Raw genomic sequence first — 18,593 nt, forward strand, 5'->3', positions numbered from 1 at the left:
TCCGCAAAATGTTGTTCTACACGACACGTTTTACAACATTTTGCGGAAAACTCTAAGATTTTTAGATATTTATTAAGCGCCATATTGAAGAAGATATTTAGCAGCGCGCGAAGCTAATTCCTCACTCATTACAGGATTTCCGTCGTCGCCTTTAATACGCTCAGCTGCGGCGAAAATTTCGCGCACGTTTGCAATCGGCAAAACTGGGAATCCGAATTCTTGCTCTACTGCTTTTACTGCTGAAAGCTCGCTGTCTTTTGTGCGCTCCATTCTATCTACTGCCAAAATCAAGCCAACGACTTCCACCTTTGCTTCCGCTTTAAGCTTCGGCAAAGTTTCGCGAACTGCAGTTCCAGCAGTCATCACATCGTCAACAAGCAGAACTTTCATGCCGTCTTTTAACGGTTTTCCAACCATAATTCCGCCGTCGCCGTGATCTTTACGCTCTTTGCGGTCGAAAGTAAAGCCGACTGGCATATTGTGATTATTTGTTAAAGCCATTGCTGTAGAAACTGCCAGCGGAATGCCCTTATAAGCAGGGCCGAAAACAGTGTCGATATTTTTCGGAAGTTTGCCGTCTTCGATTCCTGCAATTACGCGCTGAGCGTAGTATGCGCCTAGATTTGCGATTTTCATGCCGTCGTCAAAAGCGCCAGCGTTAATAAAATAAGGCGATTTGCGACCAGATTTCAGCGTAAAGTCACCGAATTTAAGCGCACCTGAATCAAGCAAAAACTTTGTAAAACGCTCGTCTAATTCTGCCATAATTAGCTCTCTTTCTTAAAATATTTTTTAAATACTTTCTAAATACGCTTACTTTCTTAATCTCAGCGCCAAGTTTTGCCTTCAGCAAGCAAAGACGCAAGCTTTGGACGCGAATCAAGCAAATCGTCAAGCTCGCGAGCAATGCGAATCGGAGCAGTAGGGTCCACCAAAGCGGCAGCACCAACTTCTACAGCATTCGCTCCAGCATACAAGTATTCCAAAGCTTTTTCGCCAGAATCAATGCCACCAATGCCAATAATTGGAATATCTGGCATAGCTTGGCGAACTCGCCACACGAATCCAAGTCCAATCGGGAAAATAGCAGGACCAGAAACGCCGCCCGTTCGGTTTGCAATAATCGGCTCGCCGGTTCGAATATCAATTCGCAAACCAACTAGCGTATTAATCATGCTTAAAGCGTCCGCTCCAGCATCAACCGCAGCTTTACAAATCGACACAATATCCGTCACGTTTGGCGTCATTTTTACGATCATTGGCTTATCTGTCATTGCGCGAAGACGCGTAATTAAGCGGTGCAATGCAACCGGATCCGTACCAACGCTCATTCCGCCGTGAGTTACGTTCGGGCAACTAACGTTAATTTCAAGCATGTCGGCCGCAGAATCAGCGAGCTTTTCAACAACTTGCGCATAATCGTCGTCACTGTGGCCTGCAACATTAGTAATAACAAGCACTCCCATAGACTTTAATTTCGGCAGCTCGTCTACTAAATAGTGGTCAACTCCAGGATTTTGCAAGCCGACTGCGTTTACCATTCCGGAAGGAGATTCTGCAGTACGCGGAGAAGGATTTCCTTCCCAAGGAACAGGGGAAACGCCTTTAGTGCAGATTGCACCAAGTTGACTCACGTCGTAAAAGCGCCTGCATGCTGCGAGCTGGAAGGTTCCGGAAGCGGTTCCAACCATGTTCTTCCACTTAACTCCTGCAACTTGAGTTGGGTGCTTCCACACGTGGCTTGTGTCGAAACCGAAAGTTTCAGCGAAATTTGTTGCAGAATTTGCGTTATTTTCAGAATTATTTTCGGCATTTACGCTATTTACAGAATTATTTACAGAACTCATGATTTTACTCCCAACCCAAACGATTCGCATCAAAAACAGGACCGTCGTTGCAAACTTTCAGCCTGCCTTCCAAAGTGTCAACCACGCAAGCAACGCAAGTTCCATAACCGCATCCCATACGCGCCTCAAGACTCAGCTGGCATTGCACATCGCGCTCATGCGCCCAGTGAGCCACAGCTTTCATCATTGGTAATGGTCCGCAAGACAAAATAACAGTTGGCAAATCGTCGTCGAAATCAAAATGATTAACTTTTTCAAGCTCGTCAAGAAGCGTAATAACAGTTCCTTCAGCATTCGTAATACTGTGCACGTCTGAAATATATTCCTTCATTAAGTCGTCTGCAAAACGCTTACTACGGTAGCCAAGAACTGCCGTTACGCTAGAATCCTTGCGCTCACCCAAAGCCTGAGCTGCGAACATTAAAGGCGGCACACCCAATCCGCCACTAACTAGCACGTAATGCGCAGGTGCGTCAATATTAAAGCCCAATCCCAAAGGACCTAATGCGTCAACTTTATCTCCAGAGCGAAGATGCGAAAAAACTTCCGTACCCTTGCCAACAACCGCAAAAATAAGCGTAAAAGTATCTCCCTCAACGCTTGCAACTCCAAAAGGACGCGGGAGCATAGCAGTTGGGTCAGGGGAATACAAGTTCACAAACTGCGCAGGAGTAGCTTTTTTCGCAATCTCCGCATCTCGCAAAGTCAAACGGTACACGCCTTCGTCAAGCTGCTCGTTATTAAGCACTTCTACAGACCTGCGCCCCCAAAGACGCGAATATTTTGCGCTTTTACTTTCATACTCACAAGTTGAGCCGGAAGAGTCAAAAGCGTCTTCACGTAACGTAACTATGGCGTTTCCATAGGCTTTTCGCGTTGGAATAAACATGCCATCACTCATGTGGTTTCCCCTACCCTTGTATGTGTTTTGTGCCGTTGCGTCTTGGTTATTTTTCTATTTTTTATTTTTAAGTTTTAGTTATATTTTTAGTTATATTTATTTTAGTTATACATTCTAACGGTATACTGCATTGCGCAAGTCGTCTCGCATATTTTTAGCAGCAACAGCTGCAGATTCGCACACAATATCAAGAATATTATCGAGAGACATATTTCCTTGATTTTTAGCGTAATCTTCAGACTTTCGCCACGCGCCAATAATGCCGCGAGAAGAGTTTACAATAGCTCCATCACCATTTTGATCGAACATTCCAGCAACATCTTGAGCCGTGCCACCTTGAGCACCGTAGCCCGGAACTAGGAAGAAAGTGTGCGGCATAAGTTCGCGCAAACGCTTGCCCTCCTGCGGATGCGTAGCTCCCACAACAGCACCAACCTTGGAATAACCGTGCTTGCCAATGCTTGAAGCACCCCAGTTTTCAATCAAATCCGCCATATGCTCATACACTGGCTTGCCATCTTGCAAAATAAGCTCCTGCAGCTCTTTGCTAGAAGGATTCGAAGTGCGAAGCAGCACAAAAATGCTTTTATTATGCGAAACTGCTTCATCAATAAAAGGCTTCACACCATCCGAACCCATATAAGGGTTTACTGTAAGCGAATCTTCATGCCAAACGTCCAGATTTTTAGAGCTTTTTAGAAGATTTTTAATAGATTGAGGCAGTGCGTTACCAGTAGCACTTTCGTCTTCAAAATATGCAGAAAGATTAGCAAAACCGCTTAAATGAGCCGCATATTGACCAGCTGTAGAGCCAATATCTCCGCGCTTAGCGTCTCCTATTACGATTAGCCCACGCGATTTTGCGTATTCGCAAGTCATTGCGTACGTATCCATTCCGGCAGATCCTAGTGCTTCGTACATTGCGATTTGCGGCTTTACAGCAGGCACAAAATCCGCAACCGCGTCAATAATCGCACGATTAAACTCAAAATAAGCCGTAGCTAAAAGCGTTGGCAGCGCTTCTTCGCCTTCTACTTCTTGTAAAACTTCGTCTGCAAGAGCGCTAATAACTTCTTTAGGTACAATACCCGGTTTAGGGTCCAAGCCCACGACGCTAGGATTTTGCTTGGCTGCAATCGCCTCAATAAGTTCGTCCATAATTTACTACCATTCCAAATTTATATTTAATCAATCACAGTCTTGAGAACGCAATTTCCGAACCAATAATCGTCGCAACCGGCCTGCCTGTAAGCTGCCAGCCGTCAAAAGGAGTGTTTCGAGCTTTTGAATGGAAGGAATTTGCGTCAACCACCCACTTTTCTCGCATATTAATCAGCACTAAATCAACGTTTTCAGGATGCTCAGTAACATTTAAGCGCAACGTACGCTTGTTTGCACATTTCGAAGAAACGTTAAGCAAAGCCGCAATATCCGTAGGTCTTCTGCTCATTAATTGCATTGGATTTACTGCCATTAATTCGATTAAATGCTTGTCATCCGTGTATCCTGCATCAACCAAAACTTTGCGGCACACGCCGTACGCGCACTCAAGCCCAATAATTCCGTTAGGAGTTTTTGCAAAATCGCCAGATTTTTCTTCCGCAGTGTGAGGCGCGTGATCTGTTGCAATCATGTCAATTGTGCCATCTGCAATAGCGGCAAGAGTTGCTTGACGATCCGCTTTAGAACGAAGCGGCGGATTCATTTTTGCCATCGAACCGTACTTCAGCACGTCCTCGTCGCACAAAGCCAAGTAGTGAGGAGCCGTTTCGCAAGTAATTGGCAAGCCCGCTTTTTTCGCTTTACGAATCGCTTCAAAAGCTGCCGCCGTGCTCACATGCTGAAAATGCACGTGCACCCCAGTTTCTTTAGCAGCGTCAATATCTCGCTGAACAATTGCAAGCTCGGTTGAAGCTGGGATTCCGCCAACGCCAAGCATTTTTGCAACCGGCCCATCGTTTACTGCTCCCGTAGTATGATGCTCGCAATGCTCAACAAAAGGCAAACCAGTTTTCTTTGCCATAGCTAAAACATCTCGCAAAATCGGCTCAGGAACTGCAGCACCATCGTCGCTTATGGCAGTAATTGGATGCTTTTTCATTGGAGACGTTTTTTCTGCGTCTTCAATTCCTGCAACATACTTTTTCCAAAGCTCAATATTGCTTGGTTTTAAGCCCTCGCGCCCCAATGATGCACATACGCTTAAATCGTAGCGAACCGGCAATTTTACGCCGTAAATGCAGCCGTAACGCTGCAAATAGTCAACTACGTTTTCTACATCAAATGGAGCATCTTCCCAAGGCTCGCCGTCAAGAGCAGGAATCGTATTCGGCATAATCAAAACTTGCGTATAGCCGCCTGACGCCGCAGAATCTGCGCCGGTCATCATAGTTTCTTTTTCAGTTTGACCCGGATCCCTAAAATGCACGTGCGGATCAGCAAAACCAGGAGCAACAACCAAGTCGCTTGCATCAATATCGCCAGAAATGCGCGCATTGCCTTCTATAAGCGCATCCTGACGAACGCCATCAACAATAAGATCAATTCGCTCGCCAGTATCCCACACGGAGATATTGCGCAAAGTTAAGGTGCCAGCTTCGTTCATATCACTCCCGTTTTGCGTAAGTTTATTGCGTAAGTTTTGCGTAAGTTTTGCTTAAAATTTTACTTACTTTCTGCCTCTTCGTCACAATACATGCAACGATACTCGTGTCTTACGGAATCAGCCTTGTAGAACTTGCGTTTAAGAGTTAGTTCACTGTTTGTTATGCAGCGCGGATTCGGGCAAGTAAGATTTTCAGGCGCATTCACGTCTGTTACATGCACGCGAGGATCCGCCAAGGAAATTCCGTGCGCGTCAACCGATTGCAGCTCGTCTTCTGGAACGTTCACAAAATCAGTTGGCTCGTAGCCGCAAAGCTCGTCGCCAAGAACAGAACTTTCCAAAGCCATGCGCATAAGCATACCGTTTTTAACCTGCTCAAAGTATGCTGCGCGCGGATCGTCGTCAACATCAACAGCAATCTCATTAATTCGCGGAAGCGGATGCAGCACAGGCATATGCGACTTTGCTTTCTGCAACTTTTCTTCCGTCAAAATATACGTGTCGCGAAGTCGCAAATATTGCTCACGATCCGTAAAACGCTCTTCTTGCACGCGAGTCATGTAAAGCACATCCAAGTTGCCAATAACTTCCATCAAGTCGCGAGTTTCTTCGTAAGTGCAAGAAGGAGTGTCGTTAATGCGGTCGATTACGTACTGCGGAGTTTTAAGCTCATCCGGGCTAATCAGCACAAAATGAACGTTTCCAAAGCGGCACAAAGTTTCAATAAGCGAGTGAACTGTGCGACCATACGTTAAGTCGCCGCACAAGCCGACAGTGAGATTATTAAGTCTACCGAATCGCGCAAGAATAGTAGCCAAGTCTGCAAGAGTTTGCGTAGGATGCATGTGACCGCCGTCGCCAGCGTTAATAATAGGCGTGCTCACAGCTTGCGTTGCAACAAAAGCAGCACCCTCCTTTGGGTGACGCATTGCAACAACATCAACATAATTCGACACGACTTTCAAAGTATCGTTTACAGTTTCACCCTTGCTTGCGCTAGAAAGTTGCGCGCCTGCAAAACCGATTACTTTTCCGCCCAGACGCAGCATTGCTGTTTCGAAGCTTAAGCGAGTGCGCGTGCTCGGCTCATAAAAAAGAGTGGCCAACACTCTGCCATCGCAAGTGTGAGCCACTTCTTTACGGTGCGAATCAATGTATCGCGCTTTGTCTAAAAGCATTCGTATTTGCGCAGTTGAAATATCATCTAATGTAACAACACTTTTGCCTGTTAGAGAATTTGCAATTGTGCTGCGAGAAAAAGTCTGATGCAAAGAATTAGAAGAACTAGATGAATTAGAAGAACTAGAAGCGTTCATTGCGTTCGTCATAAATATCGCTTACCTTTCGTCAGTTGGCAAGACGGCCGCAATCACACGCGACCTACGCAATTTTACTGATTAGCGTTGACGAATCTATATGCGGAGTGGCGAAGAACTATAACTTATTATGAAACATTTAATAAGTATTTAATCCAATAAATCTATTTGTTCCAATACAGTTTGTTGATTACGTTTACCATAAGTAACCTTCAAAATATAAACTGTATTTTCTTCTAAAACAACTCTGTAATAAACAAGAAAATTCTTTACAACTATACGACGCACGCCAAGTGAATTCCAAGGTTCATACTTGACTGCAGGTGCGAACTGAGGAAAAAGAGACAGTCTTTCAATACTAGATTTAATAAGATGAATAATTCTTACGGAAGTTTTCTTAGAGATATTAGATGCAATATAGTCTCTTATATTTTTTAAATCATTTTCTGCATCTTGAGTAACAAGAATATTAAAAGAACTCATTACAAGCCCTTTTCTAACTCAGCAAAAACATCCGCATATGGGCGTGCTAAACCAGAAACTGACTGCTTATAACTATGCATAAGTTTTGCAGCAAAATCAGTAGATAATAATTCGTCATTTTCTTCTAAATTTTCACTACTGACTGCTTGTTTTATAGGTGCAGAAACATCAGCATAAAAAACTGAAGAATTAGCTCTTTCTTTTACATCATTACTTATTACTGCATTTTTCATTAAAAATCACCTCCCATCCTGTAATTATAACCTAAAGCAGAGAATGCAACAATAAACGCAAATCGTACTAAGATGACGCAATTACGCCATAACGCCTAGCGACCGTAGAAAAGATGAGACATGATTTCTCGGCACTGACGCATGGTTGCTAAAAGATCGTTTTCAAAAACGCGGCCCTGGTTAGGCTCGTAGCCAAGATAAGTTGCAATTCCACCCAAAGAATACGAGTCTGTTGGAATCACATCCGCGCGAGACATTGACCCAGACCACAAAAAGTTCGCGTTGCGCACAGCGGAACACATATGCCAGCAGCGCTCCAAAATTTGAGCATCCTCATCCTCAATCAAATGCTCAGATTGCAACGCTTTCAAAGCTTGCATCGTACCAACCACGCGCAAAGACTCGTAAGTTCCAGCGTATTGCAATTGCAAAAGCTGAACAGTCCACTCAACATCACTTAAACCGCCGCGGCCAAGCTTCAAATGCCTATCTCGACTTACTCCCCTAGGCAAACGCTCCGCTTCCATACGCGCTTTAAGCTTACGAATTTCAGCAAGTTGCGATTCACTAAGAGGATTTGCAGCATAACGCAAATCGTTCACAACGCCATCAAGTAGCGTATCCGCCAACTCTTTAGAACCTGCAGCAAAACGCGCTCGAAGCAAAGCTTGATGCTCCCAAGTACTAGCCCATTGACGATAATACTTTTCGCAAGACTCTAAGCTGCGCACAAGCGGGCCGTCTTTTCCTTCCGGACGCAGATCCAAATCAACCATAATTTTTGGCTCAAGAGTAAGAGAACCTTGCAAAATATTGCGCAAAATATCTACAGTTGTTTGCGCAAAACGGTGAGCTGCATCCAAATCGCAATCTTCACCAACCGGCTTATAAACTACCATAATGTCCGCGTCCGAGCAGAAGTTTACTTCCCTACCGCCGTAGCGGCCGAGCGCAATAATCGCAATTTCGGCTTGAGGAGCGCTAAAATTCATTCGCAAAACAGCCTCGCGCATAGACCAGCACAAAGCCGCGTCTAAAACAGCGTCAAAAACGTCACTCATAGCGCGCATAGAAGTATCGTCGTCAATAAGACCACACATCCAAGCTAAAGCAACGCGCTCAATTTCCTGCCGGCGAAGCGCGCGCAAAGACTGCGCAAAATCCGCAATATTACTAGCATAACGAGCAACCATTGCGCTAGTTTGCATGTCAAGACTTGCTCTATCTCGCGCAGATAACGCCTCATCGTCACCAAGCCAAGTAATAGACTGCATCGACTGCATCATAGCGTCGCCCAAGTAGCGCGAATCCGCCAAAACGTGACAAAGACGCTGAGCCGCGGAAGGAGAATCACGCAAAAAACCAAGATACGTATTCTTACCGCCAAAACGCTCCGCAAGACGCCTCCACGCAAGCAAACCCATATCCGGATTCTGCCCGTCGCCAAGCCACTTCAACACAGCTGGAAGAAGAATCCTGTGAATTTTAGCAGCCCTAGAAAGCCCTTCCGTAAGTGCTTCAACATGCAACTGCGCGGCGGCAGCATCCGCAAAACCAATAGAAGCAAAACGCGCGCGAGCAGCCTCCGGAGAAAGCACAATAGGATCCGCATCCGTTTGAGCATTAATCGGAAGCATAGGACGGTAGTAAATATCTTTATGCAAATTGCGAATTTCGCGGCGAGCTTTATCAAAACGCTCAACCAACTCTTCCGGGCGCAGCCGCACAGCACGCGCAAGACGACGAATCTGATCATTATTATTAAGCTGCTCAGTAGAAATTGTGCGCGCACGATCCAAACCGCCATTACCCTGCGCACCCAAATCAGGGAACAAATGCGTGCGATGCATGTTCCACATTTGCTGACGATGCTCAAGAACACGCTCAAAACGGTAGTGTTCCGCTAAAAGCGCCGCCTGAGACCTAGAAACGTAGCCGCCTTGAGCCAACGCCTGCAAAGCAGAAATAGTATCCCTTACTCGAAGCGACTCATCCTCACTTCCGTGCACAAGCTGCAGCATTTGCACAGTAAACTCAACGTCACGCAAACCACCGCGGCCAAGCTTCATGTCTAAATCGCGCTGCGAAGCCGGAATAAGCGACTCCACTCGCTGACGCATATGCTGACAGTCCGCCACAAAATGCTCACGGCCCGAAGCCTTCCAAATAAGAGGCTCAACCATAGCACGATAAGCTTTTCCAAGATCCGCATCCCCCGCAGCAGGACGCGACTTCAAAAGCGCCTGAAACTCCCAGCTACTCGCCCACTTCTCATAGTATTCACGGTGAGATTCAAGGCTTCGAACAAGAGGCCCATCCTTACCTTCCGGGCGAAGCGCAGTATCAATCTGCCAAAGAGGCGGCTCCAAAGAGCCAACAACCGTTGACTGACACACTTTTTGCAAAACCATTGCAATAGACGCACCAACGCGCAAAGCAGCATCCTGATTCTGCTTATTTCCAGAATCCGCAGGCTCAACAACATAAATCAAATCAATATCGGAAACATAGTTAATTTCTTGCGCACCAAGCTTACCCATAGCAATAATCGCAAACCTGCACGCGGAAGAACCAGTAACCTGGCCGCGAGCAACCGCTAAAGCAGCCTCCAAAACAGCATCCGCCGCATCGGAAAGCTTACGGCTAATATCCGGCTGCACTTCAACAGGGTCAGCGCTCGCTAAATCAGCCGCCATAATAGCAGCAACATGCTCACGGTAGCGCGCACGAAGAGCAGAAACAGCTTGAGCAAAGCCAAGAGAAGTCAAGTAAATCGTGTTAGAAGCGTTATTTTCCGAAGAAACCACCGTAGCCTTGTAAGCTTGAATTGCGCAAAGCAAATCAGCACAACGCTCATCACGCGTCATAGAAAAAAGATGATCCGGGTCACTTGCCGCAGCCATAATAAGATTCGGATGCGTGCGCATAAACATTCCCATAGCGCTAGAAGCACCAAGCACTTGCATAAGCGAAGCAAGCGGACAATTCATAGACGATATTGTAGACATTGAAGCAATATCAGCAATAGTTTGCGGCTGCGCCTGCACAATATTTTGAAGCGCAACTAAAGAAGCATCCGGGTCTGCAGGGCGGCTCACGTATTCAAGAAATTGCTGCGGACCAATAGCATGATTCATGCAATTTTCGCAAATATTTACAATAGCTTCGCGCGCAAAATCTGGGCGAGCAAAGCCGGCTCTAATAAGACTTCTGGAAGTGAGTGCGCAAGAGGTTGTGCTACTTTCGTTGCAGTTGGTTTCAGCAGTTGCAATATCTGTTCTGTTCGCGCTTTCCATACCGCAACTTTACACTGTGGTGATGTACAAAAATCCCTCGCGGATTATCGGAGGATAACCTGCGAGGGATTAGTTAGTTACGCTAGAAGTTACTCTTTAGAGTGCTTGCGACGGCGAGAAGCCACGCCTGCAGCACCAAGACCAGCGAAGATTACAGCAAATCCTGCAAACAAGTCAGTTGCAGCACCAGTCTTAGCAATCTTATGACCAGATGCGCCACTCAAACTATTAAGCAACGCAGCCTTAGCCGCCTGAAGCTTCCTCAAAGCCGCATCAACCTGAGCCTGCGTAGCATTAGGATCGTTAAGCACGCTCTTAGCCTCAGCCAAAGCCTGCTTGTAAGCCACAGCCTGAGCAGTATTATCATTAGCGTCCACAGCATTGTTAACTTCGATTTGCAAAGCAGACTTATCTACCAAAGTACCATAAGACTCATGGCCGTTTACAAAACCGTGGCCATTCCAATCTCCAGTGCCATTGCCAGAGCCGCCGAAGTGACTCAAGAAGTCAAGAATACGCTTCTTAGCATCTTCAAGCTTCTTCAAAGCCGCATCAACCTGAGCCTGAGTTGCGTTAGGATCGTTAAGCACGCTACGAGCCTCAGCCAAAGCATTCTCATACGCTTCAATATCAGCCTTATTGCCAATAATGAAGTACGGCGACTTACGGAAGTCAGCATCATCATCAGCCTCATCCTGAAGCTTAGACTTATCCGTGCTATTTCCAGCCTTAAGCTTAGCCTTAGCATCCTGAAGACGCTTCAAAGCCGCATCAACCTCAGCCTGAGTTGCGTTAGGATCTGCAAGCACAGAATTAGCGTCTTCGAGCGCCTTCTTGTAGTCTTCAAGAGCCTGCTTAGACGCGTCATCACCCTTAGCTTGAGCATTCTGATACTCAGGAGACTTAGTGAAGTCATCACCAGCCTCTTGGCGCAAATCATACTTGACCGTGCTGTAGTTGTCTTCAATCTTCTTCTTAGCGTCTTGCAAGGCCTTTAGAGCTTCGTCGAGCTGCTGTTGGGTTGGAGCCTGAGTCATGCCTGCTGGCAGATTCTTCTTTACGCCACCATTAACAAGATCGAAGGCCTCGAGAAGATCCTTAGCAGCCTTGAGCTTTTCGTTGTAATCTTGGAGATCCTTCTTGGCAGCGTCACTACTATTGTTGGTTACGTTCTTGAACGCAGGAGTGTCCTCAAACGAACCAGCAGTTGGAGTGGCAGCGCCGTCTGCAGTCGACTTCTTGACTTCTTCGTTCAACTTGGTCGGATTAGTAACGTAGTTCTTAGTAATCTTATCCTTAATTTCCTTCAGATTATTAAGAGCTTCGTCAACTTCTTGCTGAGTTGGGATGTCCTTTTCACCCTGCTTTGGCGCAGAACCGTCGTCACTAAACTTCTTCAGAAGATCCTTAGCCTTCTTCAACGCAGCCTGGTATTCCTTTACATCAGGAATATCTTCCTGGCCATCACCCTTCTTAGCAAGAGCGTTCTTATACTCTGGGCTGCTCTCAAAAGCAGGAGTATGAGCCGTTCCGTGCTCGTCCTTATCATCAGCTTCATTCTTAAGAGCAGATGCGTTTGTCTTGAAGGCATCGGCAAGGTCCTGCTTTGCCTTCTTCAAGGCATCAAGAGCATCATCAACCTGCTTCTGCGTTGGCTTTTTGTCTGGGTCGGCATTTGGATCGGTGCTATTTACCTGCGCAATCAAGTCTTGTGCAGCCTTGAGCTTCTCGTTGTAAGCTTCCAGCTTCTTGGTTGCGGAGTTAGCATCCGTTGTAGCAGGATCTTCTGTCTTTGCCTTTTCAAGCGCGTTCTTGTACGGAACCGATGCTTCAAATGGAGGAGTTACAGGCTTGCCCTGTTCGTCCTTATCGCCAACTTCGTTAGAAAGCAATTTGACATCAGTCTTGTAATTTTCAGTTATCTTCCTTTGTGCAGAAACAAGCTGCTTCACTAACGCGTCGACTTCCGCTTGCGTCATCTTGCTTGTATCCTGCAATTTTGCAGTTATTTTTTCAACAAGCTTGCTTAAGCCAGGATTCTGATCGTTTCCATCCAAGTCCTTTCCAGCCTGTTCATGCTTTGCATTATTGTTGTCGTTCTTAACGGCAGTAGCGTTCTTGTACTCAGGGGTGTTCTTGAACGCGCCATCTGCATATTCCTTGGCCTGCTTAAGCTTATCAACGTCCGTCTTGTAGCCGTCGGTAATAGCTTGCTTGGCTTGCTTCAAGGCATCAAGAGCATCGTTAATCTGCTTTTGAGTTGGATGAGAACTGTTCTTCGCATTCGGATCTGTAGGATTAGCAGCATGTGCAAGATCGCGTGCTTTCTTGAGGGCTTCCTTGTAAGCCTTAACATCGGCGTTTTCGTTGGTGCCATCCTTCTTATCATTAGCATTCTTGAACTCTGGCGTATTCTCGAAGTCGTCTTCGGTAACAGAAGCATGCTCAGGAGTAGACTTTTTAATTTCGTTCTCAAGATCAGTAGTAACTGTCTTGTAGTTATCCTCAAGCTTCTTACGAGCATCGTCAAGATTCTTCAAAGCCTCGTCAATTTCTTTCTGAGTTGGCTGGGCGTCTAATGGCGTCTTGCTATCAGGATCTGCTTTCTTCAGCAATTCCTGTGCCTTAAGCAGAGCTGCGTCATACGCCTTCTTGTCTGTGGCGGCCTGTTTGTTCTTCTGTTCATCTGGCTTGCCATCAGGAGTTAAGAAGTGAGGGTCAGACGCATTGCGATACGCATCAGAAGTAAGCGTTCCTTCTTCTGGAGCAGGAACGGCTTCCTTGGTACCATGCTTCTTTACGCTTTCTTTGAGCTTGGTGATGTCGGTGTTGTACTTGTCAAGCTCTGTGCGAGCCTTGTCAAGAGCAGCCTTGGCGTCGTTAATGTCCTTCTGCGTAGCGTTAGGATCGTTCAGCTTTTCTTTAGCCTTGTTAAGAGCCTCACCATAAGCATCCACCGCCTTTTTAGCAGCATTGTTCTTGTCGGTATTGTCAGAACCATCATCGTTTTTGTAGCTTGGCAGCGAGGCGTTCTTAAACGCAGGGCTTGGATGAGTGTTTGCGTCCTCGTTAATCGACTTAATCAGCTCGTCGGTCTTGGTCGCAAACTTATCCAGTGCCTTCGCTGCTTCGTTCATTTCCTGAAGGATACTGTCAACATCCCTGTTCAGTGGCTCACCGTTTTTGTGCGCCTGAATGTCTTTCAGGTAGTCCTTATCGTTAAGGTCGCCATCTTTCACAGGGATATTGCTATCAGGAATATCCTGACCATTTGCTTTATCCCTTGGAAGCTTGTTAGTAATCGCATTGTGTAGTTTATCTGCTGCCTTCTTATACGCTTCCATAGCCTTTTTGGCAGCTTCTACATCAGCCTGTTCTTCTGGCGTTGGATTTGTCTTTTCAGCAAGAGCCTTCAAATTCTTGTAGGCAGGGCTTGCCTTAATGGCAATATCGTTAAACACAGCTGCAGAAAGCCTGCTGGTGTCAGTTGCATACGTATCGATAATCTTGCGCGCGTCAAGAAGTTGTTTCTTAACTTTTTCAACGTCTTCCTGCGTTATAGTACTGTTCGGCTTATTAAGCTCCGTCATCAAGTCTTTTGCAGCGTGGTAAGCGTCGTTATAGGCTTTGAAGTCCTTTGCAGCTTGAGAATCTTTGCCCTCAGCTTGCGCTTTATAAAAGGCATTGAAGTACGCTGGCATCAAATAACCACTGAAGTTGTCTGCAAGCGCTTTACCAAGAGCGGTTTTATCCGTAGAGTACTTGTTGTCAGCATGAAGTGCTGCTTCAGCGTCTTCAAGCGCTTTCTTTGCTTTGTCTACATCGGCCTTTGTAGCATTCTTGTCACCAAGCACTCTCTTAGCTTCTGCAAGTGCCTTATCGTAATCATCGATTGCCTTCTGAGCCGCCTGCTTATCAGCGTCACTTGCGCTCGAATCATTAGCCTTATTCTTGGCGTTCTTATAGAACACGCTCTGCTTGCCATCATTGTTATCGAAGCTCTTCTGCACAGCAGCGTCAAGAGGAGCCTTGTTGGTTGCGTTCTTGTCGAGCGCTGCCTTGGCTTCCTTAAGCTTCTTGATAGCCTCGTTCACTTCCTTCTGGGAAGCGTTAGGATCTTTGGAGACCTCATCAGCTTTCTTAACAGCGTCGTCGTACGCCTTTTGCTCTTGTTTGCTCGAATTCTGGTAGGTTGGGTCGGCGGTCTTAAGTTTCTCTGCAGGATCGGTCTTAGTCGGATCGCCCGTGTTTACCTTGCCATGCTGAGCGATAGCATTATTCAACTCATCCTTGTTGGTGGTGAAGTCGTTAAGCTTCTTGCGAGCGTCGTCCAGCTTAGCCTTGGCAGCATCAACAGCCTTTTGCGTGGCGTTGTCGTCAGCCTTTACTTTCTCAGCTTCAGCAAGTGCCTCATCATAAGCTGTCTTAGCAGCCTTAGCAGCTTCATTCTTCTTGGTATCAGCCTTGCCATCAGGTGTCTTAAAGTCAGGCTCAGTAACGTTCTTATACCTGTCAGTAGTTACCGTACCAGGAGTTGCAGCAGTACCACCTTCAGCGGCCTTGCCATTGGCTTCAATCGAGGCACTCAGCTTATCCTTATCGGTCTTAGCACCATCAAGAGCCTCGCGAGCCTTGTTAAGGTTAATCGTAGCGTTATCGATGCGCGCCTTAAGCGCTTCAGACAGCTTGGAATCTTCTGTATTACCAGCAGCCTCAAGAGCAGCATTAGCTTCCTTCAACGCCTCGTCATACGCATCTTTCTTATCCTTAGACGCGTTGTAGTACGCAGAATCAATTGGAGTCTTCTTGTCAGCAGCAAGCTTGTGACCCTCAACCGACGTCTTCAAATCCTTCGTCTTATGATTCGTCTGCGGCACAAAGATAACGTTAATCGCCTTAGGCGTATTGTTTGGATTCTTATTATCAGGGAACGCGTACACGTGCTGGTAGGTCTCCATACCATACGGCGCCACAAAAAGACGCGCTCTATAAATCTTGCCATCCTTAGACGCAAGTGTTACAGGCTCAGCATCATCATCCCACTTATATTCACCCGTCTTGGATAGTACGTTACCCCTATCCACTTCAGTGCCTGTAATCTGAGGGTCACCTCTCCAGTAGCCGCCACTCATAATGCCAAGCGTAAGCGCGCCTGTAGGCTCGCCATTAGTATCAACCACGTAGTGCACGTGCGACTTGCGCGGATTTTTCCCTGAGCCTTCATACTGAAGCGTCTCGTCGCCCTTAATCGTACGCAAGCCAGCGTTTGAATCTGTTGGCGTAGCTGTAAGCAGCTTGGTAACGTCGTCAGACTTAAACGCAGTAGCCTTAGTTGGATCGTAGCGGTAAATGATAGTCTTATGGTCTTTACTCCAAGAAAGACCTTCATCGGAGGCGCGGCCCTGAATCTTATTATTAGACTCATCCCACGAAACTGTGTAATCCTTGCGAATATTTGGAAGCTTTGTGAGCTTGCTCGTTTTTACATCAGACGTAAACTCAGCAACTGCCTTATCGGTCTTAATCTTAACGGTAATCGTGTTTTCCGCCATACCGTTCGAGATGCCCTGATTTTTGTGTCCAGCATTCACCGTATCGCCTTCAATGTACGAAAGCGTGATTTGGTCTTTGCTGGTAAGACCAAGCTCTTGGTTATCTTTGTTAGCATCCAAAATCGACTGCTTGATTCGGTCAAGTTCAGCGTTTGAATATCCAAGTGGGTTAGCCACAAAGACTGCTTTATCGCCAGTCGGAACGGTAACATCAGCTTCCTTGAGCTGCTTCAACACAAGGTCGCGCAAAGGAATCTTAGGAGCGTCGTTTGGATCAACACCATCGAAGTTGATTACAGCTTCGCCCTGATCGTTGAAGGTCACCTTGTCTTGTGGCACATGATTAAGCGTTGCAAGCTTCTTAATAATTTCTGCCTTCTGGTCATCTGTGAGCTTTTTGATATCCACTTCGTCTACGACGGGCTTTTCGATGCGATCATCGTAGCGAGCAACAGTAAGCGGAATAGCTTGCGACTTAAAGCCTAAATCAGTAACCATGTAGGTGTTAAGCGTCTTCGCGCCAGCTACGTAAGTCTTATCTTTTGCGCCTTGAGCTGAGGTTTCCTTATTAATAGCATCAAACGTAGTCTTGTCGTAAGCATCATCAGCTTTTAAGTTAATATTTTCTGTAAATTTACCAGAAAGCTGATCATTCACCGACTTTTTATCGCTACGCGCAGTATTAATATTGCCAGCTTCAGTAATTGCTGCTTGAACCTTTTCTGCCGTAAGAGGCTGATTATACTTAAGAACCACAGAGCCGGAAGTCTTTGGCGGAACAAGCGTTACAGCACGATACACATTTGTTTTATAAGCAACATCTTCTTTACCATCTTTATTAGTTACGTACACGAAAATAGAACGACTAGCAACATACTTCTCAGCGCCGCCATTGACCGTACCCTTACTAAAAAGATTGCTCATCTTAAGGTCAGCAGAACCGTCACCATTCTGCGTAAACTCATATGTACCAGAGAAGCTCTGACGCATCTTAGGATCGCTAGAATAGTATTCAGCACCCCTCTTGCTCTTATCGTTATTCAAACCATTGTTTTGAGCAGGGAAAATAGCAATATTGGTAATCTTGCCATCTTTTGGTGCTGCAAAGTGGAAGGTAACCGTGTGCTTTTCGCCATCTTCACTAAACGTGTTTTCTGTGCTTCCCCAGCCATACATATTCGGCATAGTGTCAGCGTTATTCTCGTCAACATCAATCTTGGTATTAGCTTTATCCGATGTGTCAGGCTTAATCTGTGAAGGCTTAGCATCATTATTTGAAGCGCGATCTTGAACAGTCGCAGTATCTTCAGACGGCGGATTATCAGGCAACGAGCGCTTACCACGACTCTTTACAACAGTCGATTTATCTTCAGTACCATCAGTATTTACAGTATTCTCGGATTTCTGCTCAGTCTGCTTATTGGTATTCTCAGCCTTATCCCCAGCCTCTTTATTAGCTTCAGTCTGATCCTTATCGTCAGCCTGCTCCTGCTTAGCAGCGTCCTTGGCCTCAGCGTTATTAGACTCAGTTTCCTTAGCTACAGTTTCCTTAGCTTCAGGCTTAGCATCAGCCTTGGAATCAGCCTTGCCAGCTTCATCCTTCTTACCAGTCCCAGCATTCTCACCAGCAGCCACAGGTGCTTTTGTAGGCTCAGTCGCAGCACCAGTCTCCGCTGCCATTGCAGGAGTTGCTCCAAAAGCGAACGCCGCACCGGCTAATACGCCTGCGGCTCCAACCGTAAACGCCGCCACCTTACGAGCGTCAACAGCCTTTTCAATTGCGTTATTTACTGCAGCATCCAAAGTTACCTTGCGTGCGTGCTTTCTAGAATTTGACTTAGTCATTGTGTATCTCCTTGAATACCAAATTCTCTCTGAACAAGTCTTTGTGAATTTATTAGCGAAGAGCTTGATGCAGTAATCAAAACGCTGATTGAACTACGGTCAAATACATATGAAACTTCTGCTCAGCCCTCAAAAGCGCTATCTCTTTTATTGAGATTCACATTCAATAATACCGAATATACATATTTGTTGCAACATATTTGTTATGATGTATAGCCTACTAGACCCCCCCCCGTGAGGCTTTATTCCAACGTTTTTGGCAGGTTTTTACGGTCAAAATTAATATAACAAATGTAAGCTAGATTACATTTCTAATGGCGATTCTAAACAAATGTTTAGTATAAAACGCGATTATTTTATACATTTATACACTAATATTAATATTTATAAAGCAACGCAACCAGCCGCGCACTCGCGCCACATCAAACAAAAACTCGCAAAATGAGGATCGATGAAGGAACGCTCGCGCGGGTAACGCGCTTGCTACGAAACTCGCGTTGGAAGTCCACTGGACT

10 protein-coding genes are annotated in these 18,593 nt (G+C 46.0%); all 10 read right to left on the reverse strand.

Annotated elements, in window-relative coordinates; genetic code table 11:
- Positions 1-72: 72 nt before the first annotated feature.
- Positions 73-765 (reverse strand): orotate phosphoribosyltransferase, encoded by a 693-nt coding sequence (gene pyrE, locus ACJV7B_RS04725; RefSeq protein WP_004127153.1) that lies wholly within the window; start codon positions 763-765, stop codon positions 73-75.
- Between the two features lie 62 nt (positions 766-827).
- On the reverse strand, positions 828-1,847 hold the full coding sequence (locus ACJV7B_RS04730) for a dihydroorotate dehydrogenase (RefSeq protein ID WP_419389086.1): 1,020 nt from the start codon (positions 1,845-1,847) through the stop codon (positions 828-830).
- A gap of 4 nt (positions 1,848-1,851) precedes the next feature.
- Positions 1,852-2,748: a dihydroorotate dehydrogenase electron transfer subunit gene (locus ACJV7B_RS04735; protein ID WP_419389087.1), complete on the reverse strand. Its 897-nt coding sequence runs from the start codon at positions 2,746-2,748 to the stop codon at positions 1,852-1,854.
- A 114-nt stretch (positions 2,749-2,862) separates the two neighbouring features.
- Complete coding sequence (pyrF, locus tag ACJV7B_RS04740) at positions 2,863-3,906, reverse strand: orotidine-5'-phosphate decarboxylase (protein ID WP_119521723.1); 1,044 nt, start codon at positions 3,904-3,906, stop codon at positions 2,863-2,865.
- A 34-nt stretch (positions 3,907-3,940) separates the two neighbouring features.
- Entirely contained in the window at positions 3,941-5,353 is a 1,413-nt protein-coding gene (locus tag ACJV7B_RS04745) for a dihydroorotase (protein WP_419389088.1), read from the reverse strand.
- A gap of 59 nt (positions 5,354-5,412) precedes the next feature.
- A complete protein-coding gene (pyrB, locus tag ACJV7B_RS04750; protein ID WP_410313454.1) occupies positions 5,413-6,681 on the reverse strand; it encodes an aspartate carbamoyltransferase in 1,269 nt (422 codons plus the stop codon).
- A 138-nt stretch (positions 6,682-6,819) separates the two neighbouring features.
- Positions 6,820-7,152, reverse strand: coding sequence for a type II toxin-antitoxin system RelE/ParE family toxin (locus ACJV7B_RS04755; protein WP_410313455.1), 333 nt, complete (start codon positions 7,150-7,152; stop codon positions 6,820-6,822).
- A complete protein-coding gene (locus ACJV7B_RS04760) occupies positions 7,152-7,385 on the reverse strand; it encodes a hypothetical protein (RefSeq protein ID WP_004106418.1) in 234 nt (77 codons plus the stop codon). Before ACJV7B_RS04760 ends, ACJV7B_RS04755 begins: the two co-directional genes overlap by 1 nt.
- A gap of 95 nt (positions 7,386-7,480) precedes the next feature.
- A complete protein-coding gene (locus tag ACJV7B_RS04765; RefSeq protein WP_419389089.1) occupies positions 7,481-10,681 on the reverse strand; it encodes a bifunctional [glutamine synthetase] adenylyltransferase/[glutamine synthetase]-adenylyl-L-tyrosine phosphorylase in 3,201 nt (1,066 codons plus the stop codon).
- Between the two features lie 89 nt (positions 10,682-10,770).
- Complete coding sequence (locus ACJV7B_RS04770) at positions 10,771-18,078, reverse strand: peptidase (protein ID WP_419389090.1); 7,308 nt, start codon at positions 18,076-18,078, stop codon at positions 10,771-10,773.
- Positions 18,079-18,593 lie beyond the last annotated feature (515 nt).

It is taken from the genome of Gardnerella bretellae, assembly GCF_048545135.1.
Taxonomy (GTDB): domain Bacteria; phylum Actinomycetota; class Actinomycetes; order Actinomycetales; family Bifidobacteriaceae; genus Bifidobacterium; species Bifidobacterium greenwoodii.